This window comes from Kitasatospora sp. NEAU-69, assembly GCF_057158765.1.
This window is the reverse complement of sequence record NZ_JBWXUE010000004.1, coordinates 19,559-37,963: the sequence shown is the minus strand read 5'-3', so window position 1 is coordinate 37,963 and position 18,405 is coordinate 19,559. Positions and strand designations below refer to the sequence as shown.

General features: G+C 72.9%; 17 protein-coding genes. 11 read left to right on the top strand and 6 right to left on the bottom strand.

Annotated features, from left to right (window positions below):
• Positions 1 to 37: 37 nt before the first annotated feature.
• Together AC060L_RS06145 and AC060L_RS06140 are read right to left on the bottom strand one after the other, a co-directional pair.
• Entirely contained in the window at positions 38 to 1,681 is a 1,644-nt protein-coding gene (locus AC060L_RS06145) for an IS200/IS605 family accessory protein TnpB-related protein (RefSeq protein WP_483797481.1), read from the bottom strand.
• Positions 1,682 to 2,025: 344 nt separating this feature from the next.
• Complete coding sequence (locus tag AC060L_RS06140; protein WP_483797480.1) at positions 2,026 to 3,021, bottom strand: alpha/beta fold hydrolase; 996 nt, start codon at positions 3,019 to 3,021, stop codon at positions 2,026 to 2,028.
• A 246-nt stretch (positions 3,022 to 3,267) separates the two neighbouring features.
• On the opposite strand from AC060L_RS06140, the gene AC060L_RS06135 reads away from it, so the two are divergent.
• The 3 genes from AC060L_RS06135 to AC060L_RS06125 all read left to right on the top strand — a co-directional run bounded on the left by AC060L_RS06135 (position 3,268) and on the right by AC060L_RS06125 (position 4,736).
• Positions 3,268 to 3,936, top strand: coding sequence for a TetR/AcrR family transcriptional regulator (locus AC060L_RS06135; protein WP_483797479.1), 669 nt, complete (start codon positions 3,268 to 3,270; stop codon positions 3,934 to 3,936).
• 124 nt (positions 3,937 to 4,060) lie between these two features.
• Positions 4,061 to 4,288 carry a DUF3107 domain-containing protein gene (locus AC060L_RS06130; RefSeq protein WP_483797478.1) on the top strand — a complete coding sequence of 76 codons (228 nt, stop codon included), beginning with the start codon at positions 4,061 to 4,063 and terminating at the stop codon, positions 4,286 to 4,288.
• A 154-nt stretch (positions 4,289 to 4,442) separates the two neighbouring features.
• Positions 4,443 to 4,736 (top strand): hypothetical protein, encoded by a 294-nt coding sequence (locus AC060L_RS06125; RefSeq protein WP_483797477.1) that lies wholly within the window; start codon positions 4,443 to 4,445, stop codon positions 4,734 to 4,736.
• Between the two features lie 30 nt (positions 4,737 to 4,766).
• Here AC060L_RS06125 and AC060L_RS06120 read toward each other — a convergent pair whose 3' ends face one another.
• Positions 4,767 to 5,489, bottom strand: coding sequence for a ferritin-like fold-containing protein (locus tag AC060L_RS06120; protein WP_483797476.1), 723 nt, complete (start codon positions 5,487 to 5,489; stop codon positions 4,767 to 4,769).
• Between the two features lie 697 nt (positions 5,490 to 6,186).
• Here AC060L_RS06120 and AC060L_RS06115 point away from each other — a divergent pair.
• The 5 genes from AC060L_RS06115 (at position 6,187) to AC060L_RS06095 (ending at position 12,559) form a co-directional block, all read left to right on the top strand.
• Positions 6,187 to 8,631, top strand: a complete 2,445-nt coding sequence (locus AC060L_RS06115; RefSeq protein ID WP_483797739.1) for a DEAD/DEAH box helicase — start codon at positions 6,187 to 6,189, stop codon at positions 8,629 to 8,631.
• 193 nt (positions 8,632 to 8,824) lie between these two features.
• A complete protein-coding gene (locus AC060L_RS06110; protein WP_483797475.1) occupies positions 8,825 to 9,712 on the top strand; it encodes an alpha/beta fold hydrolase in 888 nt (295 codons plus the stop codon).
• Positions 9,713 to 10,334: 622 nt separating this feature from the next.
• Positions 10,335 to 10,481: a hypothetical protein gene (locus AC060L_RS06105; RefSeq protein ID WP_483797474.1), complete on the top strand. Its 147-nt coding sequence runs from the start codon at positions 10,335 to 10,337 to the stop codon at positions 10,479 to 10,481.
• Between the two features lie 294 nt (positions 10,482 to 10,775).
• Positions 10,776 to 11,429, top strand: a complete 654-nt coding sequence (locus AC060L_RS06100) for a DUF6758 family protein (protein ID WP_483797473.1) — start codon at positions 10,776 to 10,778, stop codon at positions 11,427 to 11,429.
• A gap of 269 nt (positions 11,430 to 11,698) precedes the next feature.
• Entirely contained in the window at positions 11,699 to 12,559 is an 861-nt protein-coding gene (locus AC060L_RS06095) for a PHP domain-containing protein (RefSeq protein WP_483797472.1), read from the top strand.
• A 128-nt stretch (positions 12,560 to 12,687) separates the two neighbouring features.
• Here AC060L_RS06095 and AC060L_RS06090 read toward each other — a convergent pair whose 3' ends face one another.
• The 3 genes from AC060L_RS06090 to AC060L_RS06080 all read right to left on the bottom strand — a co-directional run bounded on the left by AC060L_RS06090 (position 12,688) and on the right by AC060L_RS06080 (position 14,911).
• Positions 12,688 to 13,335 carry a suppressor of fused domain protein gene (locus AC060L_RS06090; RefSeq protein WP_483797471.1) on the bottom strand — a complete coding sequence of 216 codons (648 nt, stop codon included), beginning with the start codon at positions 13,333 to 13,335 and terminating at the stop codon, positions 12,688 to 12,690.
• Positions 13,336 to 13,435: 100 nt separating this feature from the next.
• Complete coding sequence (locus AC060L_RS06085; RefSeq protein WP_483797470.1) at positions 13,436 to 14,362, bottom strand: DMT family transporter; 927 nt, start codon at positions 14,360 to 14,362, stop codon at positions 13,436 to 13,438.
• 3 nt (positions 14,363 to 14,365) lie between these two features.
• Positions 14,366 to 14,911: a hypothetical protein gene (locus tag AC060L_RS06080; RefSeq protein ID WP_483797469.1), complete on the bottom strand. Its 546-nt coding sequence runs from the start codon at positions 14,909 to 14,911 to the stop codon at positions 14,366 to 14,368.
• 194 nt (positions 14,912 to 15,105) lie between these two features.
• On the opposite strand from AC060L_RS06080, the gene AC060L_RS06075 reads away from it, so the two are divergent.
• From AC060L_RS06075 to AC060L_RS06065, 3 genes are all read left to right on the top strand, one after another.
• On the top strand, positions 15,106 to 16,416 hold the full coding sequence (locus AC060L_RS06075; RefSeq protein ID WP_483797468.1) for a magnesium transporter MgtE N-terminal domain-containing protein: 1,311 nt from the start codon (positions 15,106 to 15,108) through the stop codon (positions 16,414 to 16,416).
• An 85-nt stretch (positions 16,417 to 16,501) separates the two neighbouring features.
• On the top strand, positions 16,502 to 17,071 hold the full coding sequence (locus AC060L_RS06070; protein ID WP_483797738.1) for a DUF1003 domain-containing protein: 570 nt from the start codon (positions 16,502 to 16,504) through the stop codon (positions 17,069 to 17,071).
• Between the two features lie 82 nt (positions 17,072 to 17,153).
• Positions 17,154 to 18,314, top strand: a complete 1,161-nt coding sequence (locus AC060L_RS06065; RefSeq protein WP_483797467.1) for an Mrp/NBP35 family ATP-binding protein — start codon at positions 17,154 to 17,156, stop codon at positions 18,312 to 18,314.
• Positions 18,315 to 18,405: the final 91 nt, after the last annotated feature.

The following is an 18,405-nucleotide window of genomic DNA, read 5'->3' as shown; positions in this document are numbered from 1 at the left end:
CGCTCCCGCCCGCTGCGCATCTCTCACACACCGTTCCTTAAGCAGTGTCCAGGAGTGAGCATTGAGTCCACGTCCCGTTGCTGCGCGCAGCCCGAACGGTTCTGGGTGCGCTGGTGGCCCGCGTTCTCGTTGTCCCCGTTCGGGCGCGCAGCTCATGGTTGCGGTCCGTGACGGAGTGGCGGGTTTCCTCACGCCCCCGGGCACCTGGTCCGGCCTGGACGGTCCGATGCCCCACACCATCGCTCTGGTGATGTGGGGGCGGTGCCGTCCGTCGCCGGATCCGGTGTCCGAGAGCGCGTCGTCCGATGGCGACAGCGGCGCTGTCGTGTCGGGTGGTCTTGCGTCGCGGGGTCGCGAGCGGCCTTTGCCAGTGCTGCGTGCCCCACATGCTGGTGTAGGCCGGGTCAACCGCGACGATCGACAGTCCCAGCTCGGCGGCCATCGACACGAGCCGGGCCTTGAGCTTCCCGGTCGGGAAGCCGGAGATGAGCTGCCGGAACCGCTTCTTGCGGCCGTGCTTCTCGCGAGTCTTCTCCTCGGCGAAGTCGAGGTTCTCAAGGCCGATCGCGTTGACACCGGAGCGCTTCGCCCAGTGCAACAGCTGGCTGATGGCGTGCCGCACCTGAGCGTCGCGGTGCTGGGCCGTGCCCGACAGGTCGTAACGGAACCGCTTGGGGTCACCGACGGGGTTGCCGTGGACGTCGAGGTGCCAGGCGGCGAAGTGGTCCGCGTTCGTGTCCACCCCGACCACCCCGGCAGTACGGGCGACATAGAGCGGAACCGTCCGGACAACGGGCCTGGTCCAGGAGGCGTCGAGGTACCAGCGACGGCGTTCAACGTCCAGGTGGATGCGGTAGGCCACCGCCCGGTTGCCCTCGATCCTGTCGGCCCATTCAGTGCCCCGATAGGGGAACGACACCTTCGCGGCCAGGACGTACCGGCCGTGTGCAGCGTTCGCGTGCCCGGCCAGCGGCGCGGGCAGCTTGACCGACACTTCGCCGTCAGGGGTGACCCGGATCGTCTCGTTCCCGTACCGCTTGCCCGACTCACCGTCAGCTGACAGGAACCATCGCACGCTCTCCCACCGCTTCCGCCAATCGGCTTCGGTGAGACCGGCGGCGACCAAGTTGTGCCGGGTCTTCAGCAGCTTCCGACCGCCGCGCACCACATGCACGACACAGGCCTCACGATTCGCCGCAACAGCGTCACGCCGGTCCTCCAGCACGGCCAGACGCCGGGACTTGACGAACCACTCGTGTTTGGAGCGGTAACCACCAGGTGCGCGCTTGCCGCCCTTCTGCCCAGTGGGCAGCGACAGGCGGTGCCGCAGCATCCGGATACCCGCGTCCAATGAGTCCAGGTGCGCTGCCTGACCACGACGCGACAGGGTCCACTGAGCATGCGTCGCCTTCGTGATCGATCCGGCCCACCGCGACGACGAGACGGCGGTCAGCTCCCGCTTCCGCGCCGCCCACGAGTCGCTGGAGTGCTCAAGACCGTCAGCACAGTGGCCCTTGAGATCACGGGAAGCCAGCGCCCCCAGGTGCTCACCGACCAGCCGCAGCACCCTCTCGTCCTCGGACGTGAGGCCCTTGAGACGGTCGCGAACCGTCACACCCGACGGGCCCAGGGCAACAAACGGCGCCTCGATCCGCCGGAACTCCTTTTTCGACCCAGTCACGTCATCCCCCCCTCCCAGCCGGTGCCACCGCCCTCACACCACCGACAGTCGTCTCATCCACCTGACGGCCATGATCGAAAACGCTCGTGGACACTTACGTGCGCCCGTCCCGAGACGGACCTCAATCCCCAGCGGTTCATAACCCCTGGGCGCCCACCCGGCAGGCCGGCGGTTCACGCCCCCCCACAGCTGTTCGGTCCGACAGCACTGACGGTAGAACGGAAACGGTCCTGCCATCGCTCGGCGGCCACCCCTGCCACCTGAACGAGTGAACCCCCGTAACCACGAGCGGGGCCCGACGTTGCGTCGGGCCCCGCTCGTGGTTGCTCAGCTCCGTGCTGATCTCAGCCGATCTCGCGTAGGAAGTCGCGGACCGCCCGGCCGACCTGCGCCGGGTGCTCCATCATCGCCACGTGCCCGGACTCCGGCAGCACCAGCAGCCGGGCGTCCCCGAAGGCCGCGCAGGCCCGGGCCGCCGAGCGGTACGAGACGAGCTTGTCGCGCAGCCCGTAGACCAGCAGCACCGGTGCCTCGACCCGCTCCGCCTGCCGCCACAGCGCCTGGTCGCCGCGCTCGGTGTACGCCGAGACGATCCCGCGCGCCGAGCCGACCAGCACCTGCATCGCGTACGGCAGGCCCATCCGGCGCCGGTACTCGCTGACCGCCTGCTCCCGGCGCTCGGCCGGGATCGCCCGGGCGTTGCCGTAGACCAGGTCGAGCAGCCCGTCGGTGGCCTGCTCGACGCTGCGCCCCTCGGACTGGACCCGCTGGAGCAGCCGCGGCACCCCGGGCAGCGCGAGCAGGCCGGTGGGCAGCGCGGTGCGCTGCGGGGGCAGCTCGGGCAGCGCCGGGGAGATCAGCGTCAGGCTGCGCACCAGGTCGGGCCGCAGCGCCGCGAGCCGGACCGAGACCGCGCCGCCGAGCGAGTTGCCGAACAGGTGCACCGGCCCCCGTCCGCTCGCCTCCAGGTAGCCGATCACCGCCCGGACGTGCCCGGAGACCGAGAGGTTGCCGTCCAGCGGCGGCGCCGACCAGCCGAAGCCGGGCAGGTCCAGGGCCTCGCCGCGGACCACCCCGGTCAGCTCGCGCATCAGCTCGGTCCAGTTGTCCGAGGAGCCGCCCAGCCCGTGCACGAAGAGCGCCTCGGGCAGCCCGGCGGCCTCGTCGGCGGTCGGACCGGTCACCGACAGCACCGCCCCGGGCACCTCGACCGCCCTGGTCTCCCAGAGCCCGGCGGGCCGTTGCACCGCGTCCCGTACCGCGCCGGCGCCCGGCTCCGCGGGGCCGCCCGCACCGTCGCCGGGCTGTGCCCCGGCCCGCTCCTGCTGCTCAGTGCTCATGAGTGATGATGGTAATGAGACGTTGGCACGGTCGACGCGCGCGCGCCGTATTGTGGGCACCCGACAACCCGAGAGCTGCTGCTTTTCCAGGTTCAGGGGGGCGCAAACCGGGTTACCGAAAAGTAGAATCACTCCCTATTGCCCAGGCGTCAGCCCGGTCAGCGGCCCGGCACCCGTCGGGTCGTCGCCCCTGGCGCCGTCCGAGCACCATCCGAGCACCATCGCCAGCCAGAAGTGAGGAGCGCCGTGACGGCCATCCAGGAGGCCCAGGACCGCCCTCGCGGTGCCCGGCTGCCGCGTAGCGCCCGCCGTGAGCAGCTGCTCGGAGCCGCGCAGGAGGTGTTCGTCGCGCAGGGCTACCACGCCGCCGCGATGGACGACATCGCCGAGCGCGCCGGCGTCAGCAAGCCCGTGCTGTACCAGCACTTCCCCGGCAAGCTGGAGCTGTACCTCGCACTGCTCGACAAGCACTGCGACGCCCTGGTCGAGTCGACCCGGGCCGCGCTGGACGCGACCACGGACAACAAGCAGCGCGTCGCGGCCACCATGCAGGCGTACTTCGACTACGTGGCCAGCGAGTCCGGCTCGTTCCGGCTGGTCTTCGAGTCCGACCTGACCAACGAGCCCGCCGTGCGCGAGCGGGTGGAGCGCGCCGCCGACCTGAGCGCGACGCTGGTCAGCAAGGTGATCGCGGAGGACACCGACCTGCCCGAGGCGGAGGCCAAGCTGCTCGCCGCCGGCGTCTGCGGACTGGCCCAGATCACCGCCCGCTACTGGCTCTCGCAGGGTCGCGAGATCCCGCGCGAGGAGGCCGTGCGGCTGGTGGCCAGCCTGGCGTGGCGCGGTCTCAAGGGCTTCCCGATGCACCCCACCGAGCCGGGCGAGCCGGGCGCCCAGCAGTCGACTGCGGACTGATCCGCCCCGTACCGGGGGCGACCTTGCTCTATGGTGAAGCCGTACGGCGCGGTAGCCGCGAACTCCCGTTCGGAGCTGGCGGCCGCCGCGCATGGATGGCTGCAACCCCGGAGGGACGGAAGCCGTGGAGGTCAAGATCGGCGTGCAGAACGCACCCCGAGAGATCGTTATCGAGAGCTCGCAGACGGCGGATGAGGTCGAGAACGCGGTCGCCAAGGCGGTCGACGGTACTTCGAAGCTCTTCTCGCTGACCGATGAGCACGGCCGCCGCATCATCGTTCCGGCCGAGCGGCTGGCGTACGTCGAGATCGGCGAGCAGGCTGCGCGCAAGGTCGGCTTCGGCACCATCTGAGCCGCGCCGCGTCGGCGATGCCCGCCACTCCGTCAGGGAGTGGCGGGCATCGCCGTTTCCGGTCCGTGCCGTTTCCGGTCCGGCAGCCTCGGGTATGGGTCGGGCCACCGCGGTCCCCCGCCGCGCCGCCCTGCACGAGACCGGGAGGCCTGCCGTGCCCCTGCCCGTCGAAGCGATCGTGTTCGCCGTGATCGGTCTGCTGACCGCGGCCGCGGCGCTGATCCTCGTGCCGGAGTACTACCCGATGACGCGCGCCGTCACCGTCGGCACCGGGCTGGTCTCGGCCTTGCTCAGCGGCATGCTGCTGCGGTTCACGCTCGGCGACGCCTCGGCGGCGGCCACGGTCGTGATGACGATGGTCTGCACCGGGCTGCTCACCTCGGTGCTGGCGCGGCCTGACCTGGCCGCCAGGCGCAACAGCCACCGCCGCCGCCGGCACGCGGCCTGACCGGGCCCCCGCTGCTCCTGCCGACCCGGCTCAGGAGGAGAGACCCAGCGCGCTCATCCGCTTGGTGTGCGCCTCGGTGATCCGGTTGAACATCTTGCCGACCTCGACCAGGTCGAAGCCGGCCACCTCGGCGCCGCCGACCAGCAGGTTGGAGAGCGCGTCGCGCTCCGCCACCACCCGCTGCGCCTGGCTGAGCGCCTCGCCCATCAGCCGTCGGCCCCAGAGCGCGAGCCGGCCGCCGACCCGCGGGTTCTCCTCGATCGCCTGGCGGACCTTGTCCACCGCGAACTGCGCGTGCCCGGTGTCGCTCATCACCCGCAGCACCAGCTCGCGGGTGTCGTCGTCGAGGCGGACCGCGACCTCGCGGTAGAAGTCGGTCGCGATCGCGTCGCCGACGTACGCCTTGACCAGGCCCTCCAGCCAGTCCGACGGCCTGGTCACCCGGTGGAAGTTCTCCAGCGGCTCGACGAACGGCGTCATCGACTCGGTCGGGTCGGCGCCGATCTCGGCCAAGCGGTCGTGCAGCAGCTGGTAGTGCTGGAACTCGGCGGACGCCATCCGGGCCAGCGCCGCCTTGTCGGCCAGGCCGGGCGCGAGCTTGGCGTCGTCGGCGAGGCGCTCGAAGGCACTCAGCTCGCCGTAGGCCAGCGCGCCCAGCAGGTCGAGCACGGCGGCCCGGTAGCCGGGGTCCGCGGCGCAGCTGGTCCAGTCACCGATCGAGCCGACCTGACCGGCTCCGCCTTGAGTCTCCATGGTCCGTCACTCTAGATGGTCCGTCACGGCTGTTCCGTCACTGCGGACCGGTGTTCCCGTCACTGTGGACCGGCCCGGCGAGCGCCCGTGCGCTGCGCGGCGACCGTGTCCGTGGCGTCACATACCGCAAGGTCAGACACGTCACCTGTTCGAGTCGTCGGCTGACTGTACAGTGGTACAGAGGCCCGTCATGCCCGCACGGTTCGCAAACCGCGCGGGTTCGCTGAGTCCGGACGATTCCGGCACACGGCATGGGGCACTCACGTACGCGGATGCCCGGTCGGAGAGCCGATCGGCTCCGACCTTGGCTTGGACCCCAAGCCAGGCACCGCATCAGTGGCCGAGCGAGGGCCGCCGCGGACCGCGCCGCAGGGCGCCGGTCCCGCGCCGAACCCCTCATGGGACATCTCCCCCCACGCCACGGGACGCCACCGCCCCGCCAGGGCAGGCCCTCCCGTACGCCGCAGGGGCCGGCGCGGTCGTGCACGACCGCGCGGTTGACGGGCTTTCACGGCCCAGGACCAACCGCGCGGCTGCCCGCCGCCCTCTCGCTCTCGGCCCGCCACACGGAAGAGGCAGCACCCTGTCCACCACGACCGAACCCACGAAGACCACGTTCCGCGAACTCGGCATCCTCCCGGAGACCGCCGAGGCGCTGGAAGCAGTCGGCATCGTCCACCCGTTCCCGATCCAGGAGATGACCCTCCCGGTCGCCATGACCGGGCACGACGTCATCGGCCAGGCCAAGACCGGCACCGGCAAGACCCTGGGCTTCGGCCTGCCGCTGATCGAGCGGGCCATCGTGCGCGCCGACGTCGACGCCGGCCGCGCGACCGAGGAGCAGCTCTCCGACAGCCCGCAGGCGCTGATCGTGGTCCCCACCCGCGAGCTCTGCACCCAGGTCACCAACGACCTCCAGACGGCCGGCAAGGTCCGCAACGTCCGCGTGCTCGCCATCTACGGCGGCCGGGCGTACGAGCCGCAGGTCGAGGCGCTGAAGAAGGGCGTCGACATCGTCGTCGGCACCCCCGGCCGCCTGCTCGACCTGGCCGGGCAGAAGAAGCTCGACCTCTCCAAGGTCAAGGCGCTGGTGCTGGACGAGGCCGACGAGATGCTCGACCTGGGCTTCCTGCCCGACGTCGAGAAGATCATCACCATGCTGCCCGCCAAGCGGCAGACCCTGCTCTTCTCGGCCACCATGCCGGGTCAGGTGATCAGCCTGGCCCGCCGCTACATGAGCCAGCCGACGCACATCCGCGCCGCCGCGCCGGACGACAGCGGCCACACGGTCGCCAACACCACCCAGCACATCTTCCGGGCGCACTCGCTCGACAAGGTCGAGCTGGTCTCCCGCATCCTGCAGGCCGACGGGCGCGGCCTGGCGATGATCTTCTGCCGCACCAAGCGGACCGCAGCGGACGTCTCCGACCAGCTGACCCAGCGCGGCTTCGCGGCCGGCGCCGTGCACGGCGACCTCGGCCAGGGCGCCCGTGAGCAGGCGCTGCGGGCGTTCCGCGGCGGCAAGGTGGACGTGCTCGTCTGCACCGACGTCGCGGCCCGCGGCATCGACGTCGAGGGCGTCACACACGTCATCAACTACCAGTGCCCCGAGGACGAGAAGACCTACCTGCACCGGATCGGCCGCACCGGCCGCGCCGGCGCCTCGGGCACCGCGGTCACGCTCGTCGACTGGGACGACATCCCGCGCTGGCAGCTCATCAACAAGGCGCTGGAGCTCGGCTTCAACGAGCCGGAGGAGACCTACTCGACGTCTCCGCACCTGTACGAGCTGCTGCACATCGCGCCGGGGACCAAGGGCGTGCTGCCGCGCTCCGAGCGCACCCGCGCCGGGCTGGCCGCCGAGGAGGTCGAGGACCTCGGCGAGACCGGGGGACGCGGCTCCCGCTCCGGTGGGCGCGGCGATCGTGACCGTGACCGCGGTCGCGGGCGTGGCGGCGACCGTCCCGAGCGGGGCGCCGGCGCCGAGCGCGCCGGTGGTTCCGAGCGGTCCAGTGGCTCCGAGCGCTCCGGCGGACGGCGCGGCGAGACGGCCGGCGAGCAGGCGGGCGAGCCGCGTGCGGCCCGTGCGCCGCGCAGCCGTCGGCGTACCCGTGGCGGGTCCTCGGTCGAGGCGGGCGCTCCGGCTGCCGCTGCGGCCGTGGTGGACTCGACCGCGTCGGCGACTTCGACGACCTCGGTGACCGGTGCGCCGGCTGCCGCCGTTGCCCCGGCAGCGGCGACCGGCGAGGGCGAGAGCGCTCCGCGCCGCCGCCGTCGCCGTCCGCGCAACGGGGGCGCGTCGGGCGAGGGCACGGCCGCTCCGGTGGCTGCGACCCCGGCTGCGCCGGCCGTCGAGGCTCCGGCGGCCGAGACCCCCGTGGTCGAGGCGCCTGTGGTCGAGGCTCCGGCGTCGGCTGTCGCGGTCGCCGAGGCGCCCGCCGTGGCCGCTGTGCCGAGCCAGGCGAGCGCACCGGTCGAGGAGACCGACGCTCCGGCGCCGGCCAAGAAGGCGACCCGCACGCGGAAGACCGCTGCCAAGAAGACCGCCCCGGCTGCCGCCGAGGTCGTCGCCGAGGCGGAGGCCGTGGTCGAGGCCGCGGCTGAGGCCGCGCCGGTCGCCAAGAAGGCCACCCGCACGCGGAAGACCGCCGCCAAGAAGACCGCCGCAGCTGCCGCCGAGGTCGTCGCCGAGGCGGAGGCCGTGGTCGAGGCCGCTGCCGAGGCCACGCCGGTCGCCAAGAAGGCGACGCGCACGCGGAAGACGGCTGCCAAGAAGACCGCCCCGGCTGCGGCCGAGGTCGTCGCGGAGGCGGAGGCCGTGGTCGAGGCCGCGGCTGAGGCCGCGCCGGTCGCCAAGAAGGCCACCCGCACGCGCAAGACCGCTGCCAAGAAGACCGCCGCCACCGAGACGGCGGCCGAGACGGTGACCGAGGCTGCGGTCGTGACGGAGGAGACTCCGGCACCGGCCAAGAAGGCCACCCGCACGCGGAAGACCGCCGCCAAGAAGACCGCCGCAGCTGCGGCCGAGGTCGTCGCGGAGGCGGAGGCCGTGGTCGAGGCCGCGGCTGAGGCCGCGCCGGTCGCCAAGAAGGCGACGCGCACCCGCAAGACGGCCGCCAAGAAGGCGCCCGCCGCCGAGTGACAACGCGTCATCTGACGCACCGTGCGAGGGCGGGTGGACCGGTCGGTCCGCCCGCCTTCGCACGTCAGGGCTCCGCAGACGCCCTAAGCTCGGAGGCGGAGTGCGCCCCGGCCGTCCGGCCGCCGGCCTCGTCCGTCCCCTCCCCTCCCTGTCGCCTCCCTCTCCCCTCCCCCGCCTGCAGAGGAGCCCGCCCATGAGCACGCCGCCCTTCCTCACGCTCCCCGCTTGCGCCGTCGCCACCCGGCTGGTCACCGCGCGCGGTGAGATCGCCGCGCTGCGCGCCGAGCCGGCCGGGCAGTCGCGCGGCACTGCGCTGCTGGTGCCGGGGTTCACCGGGAGCAAGGAGGACTTCATCGCGCTGCTGGAGCCGCTCGCCGCAGCCGGCTTCCGGGTGGTCGCGGTGGACCAGCGCGGCCAGTACGAGACCGGTGGGCCCGCCGACCAGGACGCCTACGCGCTGCCTGAGCTGGGCCGGGACCTGCTGGCCGTCACCGAGCTGCTCGGCGCGGCGGGCGGCGGCCCGCTGCACCTGCTCGGCCACTCCTTCGGCGGCCTGGTGGCTCGCGAGGCGGTACTGGCGGCCGAAGCCGCACTGCCGTCGGCCGCACTGCCGTGGGCCTCACTGACGCTGCTCTCCAGCGGTCCCGGTCCGATCGAGGCGTCCGAGGCCGCCCGGACCAAGCTGCTGATGGACGCGCTCGGCATGATGGACCTGGAGAGCATCTGGCAGGTCATGCAGCAGATGGAGGAGGCCCCGAACCCGCCGCTGGCACCGGAGATCGCCGAGTTCCTGCACCAGCGCTGGCTCGCCAACGTCCCGCAGTCGCTGCAGGCGATGGGCGAGCGACTGCTGCACGAGCCCGACCGCACCGCGCTGCTGGCGGCCACCGCGCTGCCGAAGCTGGCCGTCTCGGGCGTGCGGGACTACGCCTGGCCGGTGGAGGAGCAGGCCCGTACGGCCGAGCAGCTGGGCGCGCGCCACGTGGTGGTGGACGGCGCAGGCCACTCCCCCAACGCCGAGCGCCCGGCCGAGACGGCTGCCGCGCTGGTGGCCTTCTGGTCTGCGGTCAGCACCGGCTGAAAGCCGTCCGTCCGTCCGGTCCCACTGGTTCGTCCTCCTGCTCTGCCCTGTCCTGCCCTGCTCTGCCCTGGCCTGTCCTGGCCTGCCCTGGCGCGCCCTGCCGCAGCCCTGCTCCGTCCCATGCCCCCGTGCTCCGGGGCGCGCTCCCGCTGCCCAGGTGCGGCACGGCCTAAAAATCATTAGTTCCGGTAATATTTGATTCAGACCGGGAATTATCGACCCCAGCTGCGCCGTTGTACCCCACGTGCCCCCGCAGCCACGCCGCCCGGTCGACAACCGGTGGCAGGACTTCACCGGCGGGCAACCGCGAGGAAACAGCCCGAAGCCAGGCTGGTGAACGAGGCTCCCGCTGGATCCCGTCCCACCGGCGGCGACCGAAGGGGGAGGCGTGACGCCGAGGACCGCAGGACCGCAGACCGCAGCACCGACGAGCGCTGTGCTGAAGAGCGCGCCACGGAGATCCGCTGCACCGAAGTCCGCACCATCGAACATCGCAGCACCGAACGCCGCAGAACCGAACGCCGCAGTGCCGAAGGCAACGACGCCGACGATCCCCGCACTGACCGAAGCGAAGACAGTAAACCCGTCCCGGCCACTGCCGGGGCAGCGAAAGGAGACGCCCATGCGTTTCGAGATCCTCCGTCTGGACGACCACCAGGGCTCCGCCACCGACCGGCTGATCGCCGACGCGGAGACCGTACGCCGGCTGGTCGAGGCCGCCGCACTCACCGGCGAGCGCCTCTACATCCGTCCGTGCCAGACCGTCTGACGCCCCGGCAGGTCCTCGCGACCGCCCACACCCTCCCCGGCGCCCCGCCACCGACTTCCCGGTGACGGGGCGTCCGTGTGCGCGCCCCCTGGTGCACGCCGCGCTCCCCGTGGACGTTTGGCGTCCGGCCGCGCGGGACATCCCCTAGCCGGGGGCGACCGCTCTACCCGGTCGGGCCCGCAGCCTCCCCCCGCCTCCGGCCGGGAGGTGCCCCCAGCACGGAGCCGCCGCGACGCACTCCGTACGGGTGATCGTCCTTGACGAGGCGGTCCGGAGGGAGGAGCGTTGGCTGTTATGAGGGGCGAGCCAAGTTGCCCGAGGTGCGCCGGTCGGGTGCGTGCCCCCGGTCTCTTCTCCGACACCTGGCAGTGCGACAAGCATGGCGCCGTCTATCCGATGCAGCCCGTGCTCCCGCCGAGCGTGGAGGCGCTCGGGGCTGCCGTGGCCCGGTCCCAGGTGCCGGTCTGGCTGCCCTGGCCGCTCCCGGTCAGCTGGCTCTACACCGGGATCGCGCATGCGGGTGACGACCTGTCCGGCGCCCGTGCCACTGCGGTGGCCTGCTCCGGCCCTGCGCCGCTCGGCGGCTTCGGCGAACTGGTGCTGGTCGCCGAGGAGCTCGGCGTCGGCCTCGGCGCACGGTACGCCGGGCTGCCCGGCCCCGATCCCGGCGACGTCATCTCGCTGCACAAGCCCGCCGACACGAAGCTGATGGCCGCCGGCCGGCCCACCCCGATGTGGCACGTGCCGGGTGCGCCCGACGACCGCGCGGTCTTCGTCGGCGAGGCGCTCGGGCTCTGGCTCTGGGCGATCGCTTGGCCCGAGCAGTCCGCGCTGCTGATGTACGACGAGCTGGTGCTCACCGATCTGCGAGACGCCGGCGCCGAGCTGGACCTGCTGCCCTGCGGCGCGCTCTCGCCGCGCCTGCTCGGCGCACCGCCCACGTTCTAGTCGCCTCCCGCGTTCCAGTCGCGTGCGTTCCGGTCGCCCGCGTTCCAGTTGCCGGGCTCCGGGTCGACCCCTGCTCCGGGTCACCGGTGCTCGGCTTGCCCGCCGGCCCGTGGCCCGCGCCCCCTTGGCCCGCACCTCTCGCCCTTCGGCCTTCGTGCCCCTTGCCCCGAACCGCCCGGTAACCGGCTGGCTATCCTGGGCTGCCTGCCCCACCTGAGCCCCGCCCCGCCTGCCCCAGCCCGCATCCGAGCCAGCCAGGAGCCCGTCCCGTGCGCATCGACCTGCACGCCCACAGCAACGCCTCCGACGGGACCGACACTCCGGCCGAGCTGGTCGCGGCGGCCGTCGCGGCCGGACTCGACGTGGTCGCGCTGACCGACCACGACACGGTGGCCGGCCACGCCGAGGCGACCGAGGCGGTGCACGCGCTGCCGGCCGGGGACCGTCTGACGCTGGTGCCGGGCGCGGAGCTGTCCTGCCGCGTCGAGGGGATCAGCATGCACCTGCTGGCCTACCTGTTCGACCCGGCCGAGCCGGCGTTCGCCCGCGAGCGTGAGCTGGTCCGCAACGACCGGTTCCGGCGCGGGCAGGCGGTCGTCGAGCGGTGCCGGGAGCTGGGAGCACCGATCAGCTGGGAGCAGGTGCAGCGGATCGCGGGGGCCGGCTCGGTGGGGCGCCCGCACATCGCGAGCGCGCTGGTCGAGGCCGGCGTGGTGGCGACCGTCTCGGAGGCCTTCACCGGCGACTGGCTGGCCAACGGCGGCCGGGCCGACGTCCCGAAGCACGAGACCGATCCGGCCGAGGCCGTCCGGCTGGTCCGCGCGGCGGGCGGCGTGCCGGTCTTCGCGCACCCGGGCGCGGTCAAGCGCGGACGTACGGTCTCCGAGCAGGTGATCGCCGACCTGGCGGCCGCCGGGCTGGGCGGCCTCGAAGTGGATCACATGGACCACGACGAGCAGACCCGCGACCGGCTGCGCTCGCTCGCCGGCGACCTCGGCCTGCTCTGCACCGGCTCCAGCGACTACCACGGCTCCCGCAAGACGGTGGAGCTCGGCGCCTTCACCACGGCCCCGGAGGCCTACGAGGCGCTGCTGTCCCAGGCCACGGGAGCGAAGCCGATCACCGCCTGACAGCTGACGTCTGATGCCTGACAATCGACGGCTGACGGCTGACGGCTGACAGATAGCGCCCAACGGATGACAACTGACAGATAACAGATTCTGTCATCCGTCAGCCGTCATCCGCAGCCCGCTATCCGTCAGTCCAACGCCACTCCCCGGCGCTCCGGGTCCCGCAGGTCGGCCCCGAACCGAAGCCAGCGCTCCTGCAGCTCCTCAGCCCCGTGCACCCGCTTGTGGGCGGCTTCGTTCGGCGTCATCGGCAGCAGCGGCAGGAACCGCACCGGGTCGGCCGGCTCCTCCAGCTCCAGGTCCTCGACCAGCCCGCCCGGCTCGCCCGCCAGCACCGAGGTGAACGGCGCGCCCGCCCACAGCGGCTCGCCCAGGTCCAGCGAGGCGCCCGGCGCCACGACCAGGCCCTCGACCTGCGGCGTGGCGGCGAATGTGGCCAGCGCGCGCAGCACATCGTCACGGCCGCCACGGACGGTCAGCAGCAGCTCGACCCGCGGCCCGCGCACCTGGTCGGCGACGGCGGCGTTCGGGTCGGCCATCGGCGCGGCCGACATCCCCAGCGTCGCGTACCGCACCAGCCCGTCGGCGTCCGGGCCGAACCGCAGCAGCTCGATCTTCTCGGCGCCCAGGAACGTGATCGCCGCCCGCCCGCTCGGCTCGCCGAGTGCGGTGATCAGGCGGGCCTCGACCGCCGTCAGCACGTCGGCCCTGGTCGGCCCCTGCGGGCCGTGCGCGGGCTGCGAGGGGTCACCGAAGAGCGGGAAGTCGTGCGCCATGCGGCCGAGCGTACAGGGTGCCCCCACAGCCCCCCCGGACGCCGCCGGCAGCCGCCGACAGCCGCCCCCCGACACCCGCCCCGAGGCCGCTGACGACTGCTCAGCGGCGTCCGCCGCGGACCACCAGCGCCAGCCCGGCCAGGATCATCAGCACCGCCGGGTACGCCGCCACCGGCGGCAGCTGCCCCAGCCAGACGGCCGCGATCAGCGCCGCCCCCGGCGTCTCCAGCAGGATCGCCGTCGAGGTGACCGACGGGCCGAGCGTGCGCACCACCCGGTTGCTGAGCGAGTGCCCGACCAGCTGCGCGGCGACCATCAGCAGCGCGATCTGCCCCCAGACGCCGGCCGGCCAGCCGGTCATCCGCACCCCGGCGACCAGGCAGATCCCGAGTAGTACGACCGCGGTCGTGGCGTAGCAGACCAGCGTGTACGCGGTCGTGCTGACGGTCCGCCGGACCTCCGCGCCGAGCAGCATGTAGCCGGCCGCGGCCAGCCCGGCGCCGAGCGCCAGCGCGTCCCCGAGCAGCGCGCGCGAGGAGAGCGCCAGGTCGACCCCGGTCAGCAGCAGGACGCCGACGAACGAGACACAGGTACCCACCGCGACCAGCCGCGGCGGACGGACCCCGGTGATCCTCAGCAGCAGGATGGTCCACAACGGCGTCGTGGTGACCAGCGCGGTGGACGAGGCGACCGAGGTCATCCGCAGGCTCGGCATCCAGAGCGCGAAGTGCAGCGCGAGCAGGACACCCGCGGCCATCGCGAGCAGCAGCGCGCGCCGCCCGATGCCGCGCAGCTCGGCCCGGTGCCGGGCCAGCGCGTACGGCGCGAGCACGCCGACCGACATCACGTTGCGCCAGCAGGCGATCGCCAGCGCGGGCGCGGCGGTCGCGCTGATCAGCGGCGCGGAGAGCGAGATGCCCGCGACGGAGATCGCGAGCAGGCCGAGGTCGGCCCTGGGCAGCTGCGCGGGTATCCCGGGGACGGGCTGCGCGGTCCGAGCGGTCTCGGCCGCGTTGGTGCAGGGCACGACTCAGCCCTTGCGGCTCAGCCGGCGCAGTACCAGCTTCGGCAGGCCCGCCGGGATCGGCTGCCGGGTGGTGGCCGCGCTCGGCATCGGCACGGCGGCGTGCGAGGCGTCCGGCATCGCGCCGGGCCGCTCGGTGGAGGTGCCGACCGGCTCCAGCCGCAGCACCCGGCACTCGCGCGCCCAGCGGTCGGTCATCGCGTCGGTGTCCGGCGCGTTGAGCCGCTTGCCCTTGAGTTCCTCGACCGCGCCGTCCCAGGCCGCGCCGCGCGGTTCGAGCTCGGTCACCCGGGCGGCGAACGCGACCAGGCGACCCCACTTGTCCTTGCTGCGGACCGTCACCGCGGCGCCGGCGCCGGCGGTCAGCCCGTGCAGCGGCTGTTCGCCACCGTCGCCGACCACCACGACCGCGCCGTCGTGCCAGGCGTGCCAGAGCGGCCGGCTGTCGGCCGCGCCGTCGGGCAGCACCCAGAGCAGGCCGGACTTCTTCACCGACTCCTCGATCAGCGCGCGGTCGAGGAGGGCCTCAGCTGTTGCGGTCGTACCGTCCATGCCGCACAGCGTACGGGTCGCCGCGCCGCGCCCGGGCGGCAGCCACCGGCCCCACGACCTGCCGTACGACGCACCGTTCCACCTCCCGTACGACCGTCCCGGGCACTGCAGTACGGTCGCGACGAGCTCTGACTTGCACCCTTCGATAGCCTGGCCACCCCGAAGACACCCCAACGACGATCGAAGGGAAGCCCATGGCAGGACCAGGCGGCCGGGTCTTCATCTCCCACCTCGCCGGAATCGCGGTCTTCGACCCGAACGGCGACCAGGTCGGCCGGGTTCGTGACGTAGTGGTCTCGCTGCGCATCGGCGGCCGGTCGCCGCGGGTGTTCGGCCTGGTGGTCGAGGTGATCGGCCGACGGCGGATCTTCCTGCCGATGACCCGGGTCACCAGCCTGGAGTCCGGCCAGGTGCTGACCACCGGCGTGATCAACCTGCGCCGGTTCGAGCAGCGCCCGACCGAGACCCTGGTGCTGGCCGAGCTGCTGGACCGCCGGGTGACCGAGACCGGCACCGGCGAACAGGTCACCGTGCTGGACGTCGCCATGGTGCAGACGCGGCTGCGCGAGTGGGAGATCAGCCGGGTCTTCGTGCAGCGCGGCAAGACCAGCCGACTGCGGAAGAACCGCGGCGAGGCGGTCACCCTCGACTGGTCGGCCGTCACCGGCTTCACCCTCACCGAGGAGAGCCAGGGCGCCGCCAACCTGTTGGCCACCTTCGAGCAGCTGCGCCCGGCCGACCTGGCCGGCGTGATGCACCACCTGTCCGCCAAGCGCCGCGCCGAGGTGGCCGCCGCGCTGGACGACGAGCGGCTCGCCGACGTGCTGGAGGAGCTGCCCGAGGACGACCAGATCGAGATCATCGGCAAGCTCAAGCAGGAGCGCGCCGCCGATGTGCTCGAGGCGATGGACCCGGACGACGCGGCCGACCTGCTCTCCGAGCTGCCCGCCGAGGAGGCCGAGCGGCTGCTCCAGCTGATGGAGCCCGAGGAGGCCGCACCGGTGCGCCGGCTGCTCTCCTACCAGGAGGACACCGCGGGTGGCCTGATGACCACCGAGCCGATCGTGCTGGAACCGGACTCGACCGTGGCCGAGGCGCTGGCCCGGGTCCGGATCCGCGACCACAAGCCGGCACTGGCCGCCCAGGTCTACGTCTGCCGCCCGCCGAACGAGACCCCGACCGGGAAGTACCTGGGCACGGTCCACTTCCAGCAGCTGCTGCGCGAGCCGCCGTACACGCTGGTCGGCTCGATCCTGGCCGACGACCTCGACCCGCTGCCGCCGGACACCCCGCTCTCGCTGGTGACCAGCTACCTGGCGACCTACAACCTGGTCGCGGCCCCGGTCGTGGACGAGGCGGACCACCTGCTCGGCGCGGTCACGGTCGACGACGTGCTGGACCACCTGCTGCCCGAGGACTGGCGCGAGGCCGCGCTGCACGGCGACATGGACCACGGCGACATCGACCACACCGGGCACGAGAGCGAGGCGACCCGTGGACGCTGATCGGAAGAACCGCAGAGACGGGCAGCAGGAAGGCGGCCCGCGCAAGCGCCAGCGGCTCCAGGGCGAGCTGCGCGACCTGCGGCAGCTGCGCGAGCTGCGGGCCCGCGAGGGCGTGGTCCGGACCCCGACCGTGCACGGCACCGCCGTCCGCTCCCGGCTGGACCAGCCGCGCACCGAGCGCCCGGGCCTGTTCACGCTGCCGGCCTACGACCCGGAGGCCTTCGGCCGGCTCTCCGAGCGGATCGCGCGCTTCCTCGGCACCGGACGGTTCATCGTCTGGATGACCGTGGTGATCATCATCTGGGTGCTCTGGAACACGCTGCTTCCGCAGGCCGCCCGGTTCGACAACTACCCGTTCATCTTCCTCACCCTGGTGCTCTCGCTCCAGGCCTCGTACGCGGCCCCGCTGATCCTGCTCGCGCAGAACCGGCAGGACGACCGCGACCGGGTCAACATGGAGCAGGACCGGGCCCGCAGCGACCGCAGCATCGCCGACACCGAGTACCTGACCCGCGAGGTCGCCGCGCTGCGCCAGGGCCTGGGCGAGGTCGCGACCCGCGCCTTCATCTCCTCCGAACTGAGCGGCATCCGCTCCGAGCTGCAACAGCTGCTCAAGGAGCTGGACGAGCGCTCGGAGGTCTCCGAGAGCGCGTGAGCCCGGCTGTGACTCCCGGCTGTGACCGTCGGCACGCTACCGGCCAGTCAACCACCCGACCGGCGAGCCGTACCATCAAGGCATGGCCAATGAGACAGAGGTGGCGACCGGCGTGACGGAGGAGTCCGTCCGCAAGGCGCTGTCCACCGTGCAGGATCCCGAGATCAACCGCCCGATCACCGAGCTCGGCATGGTGAAATCGGTCGAACTCGCGGACGGCGGCACGGTCCGGGTCGCCGTCTACCTGACCGTCTCCGGCTGCCCGATGCGCGAGACGATCACCGACCGGGTGAAGACGGCGGTCGGCCGGATCCCGGGCGTCACCGAGGTCGAGGTCGAGCTCGACGTGATGAGCGACGAGCAGCGCAAGGAGCTCTCCCAGCTGCTGCGCGGCGGCGCCCCCGAGCGGGAGATCCCGTTCGCCAAGCCCGGCACGCTGACCCGGGTCTACGCGGTCGCCTCCGGCAAGGGCGGCGTCGGCAAGTCCTCGGTCACCGTCAACCTGGCCGCCGCGCTGGCCGCCGACGGCCTGAAGGTCGCCGTGGTGGACGCCGACATCTACGGCCACAGCGTGCCCCGGATGCTGGGCGTCGAGGGCCGCCCGACCCAGGTGCAGGACATGATCATGCCGCCGTCCTCGCACGGCGTGAAGGTGATCTCGATCGGCATGTTCACCCCGGGCAACGCCCCGGTGGTCTGGCGCGGCCCGATGCTGCACCGCGCCCTCCAGCAGTTCCTGGCCGACGTCTACTGGGGCGACCTCGACGTCCTGCTGCTCGACCTGCCGCCGGGCACCGGCGACATCGCCATCTCGGTCGCCCAGCTGGTCCCGAACGCCGAGATCCTGATCGTCACCACCCCGCAGATGGCCGCCGCCGAGGTGGCCGAGCGAGCCGGCACGATCGCGCTGCAGACCCACCAGAAGATCGTCGGCGTGATCGAGAACATGTCCGGCATGCCCTGCCCGCACTGCAACGAGATGGTCGACGTCTTCGGCACCGGCGGCGGCCAGACCGTGGCCGACGCCCTCACCCGGGCCACCGGCGCCACCGTCCCGGTCCTCGGCAACATCCCCATCGACGTCCGCCTGCGCGAGGGCGGCGACGACGGCACCCCCGTCGTCCTGGCCGCCCCCGACTCCCCCGCCGGCGCCGCCCTGCGCGCCGTCGCGGGCAAGCTCGGCGGCCGCCAGCGCGGACTCTCGGGTCTCTCCCTCGGACTGACCCCGAAGAACAAGTTCTGATCCGTCAGCCCGTCAGCCCGCCGCGGGAGTTCACTCCGGCGGCGGGCTGACGGAACGCGAGACGGCCCCGGGGTTCCACTCCCGGGGCCGT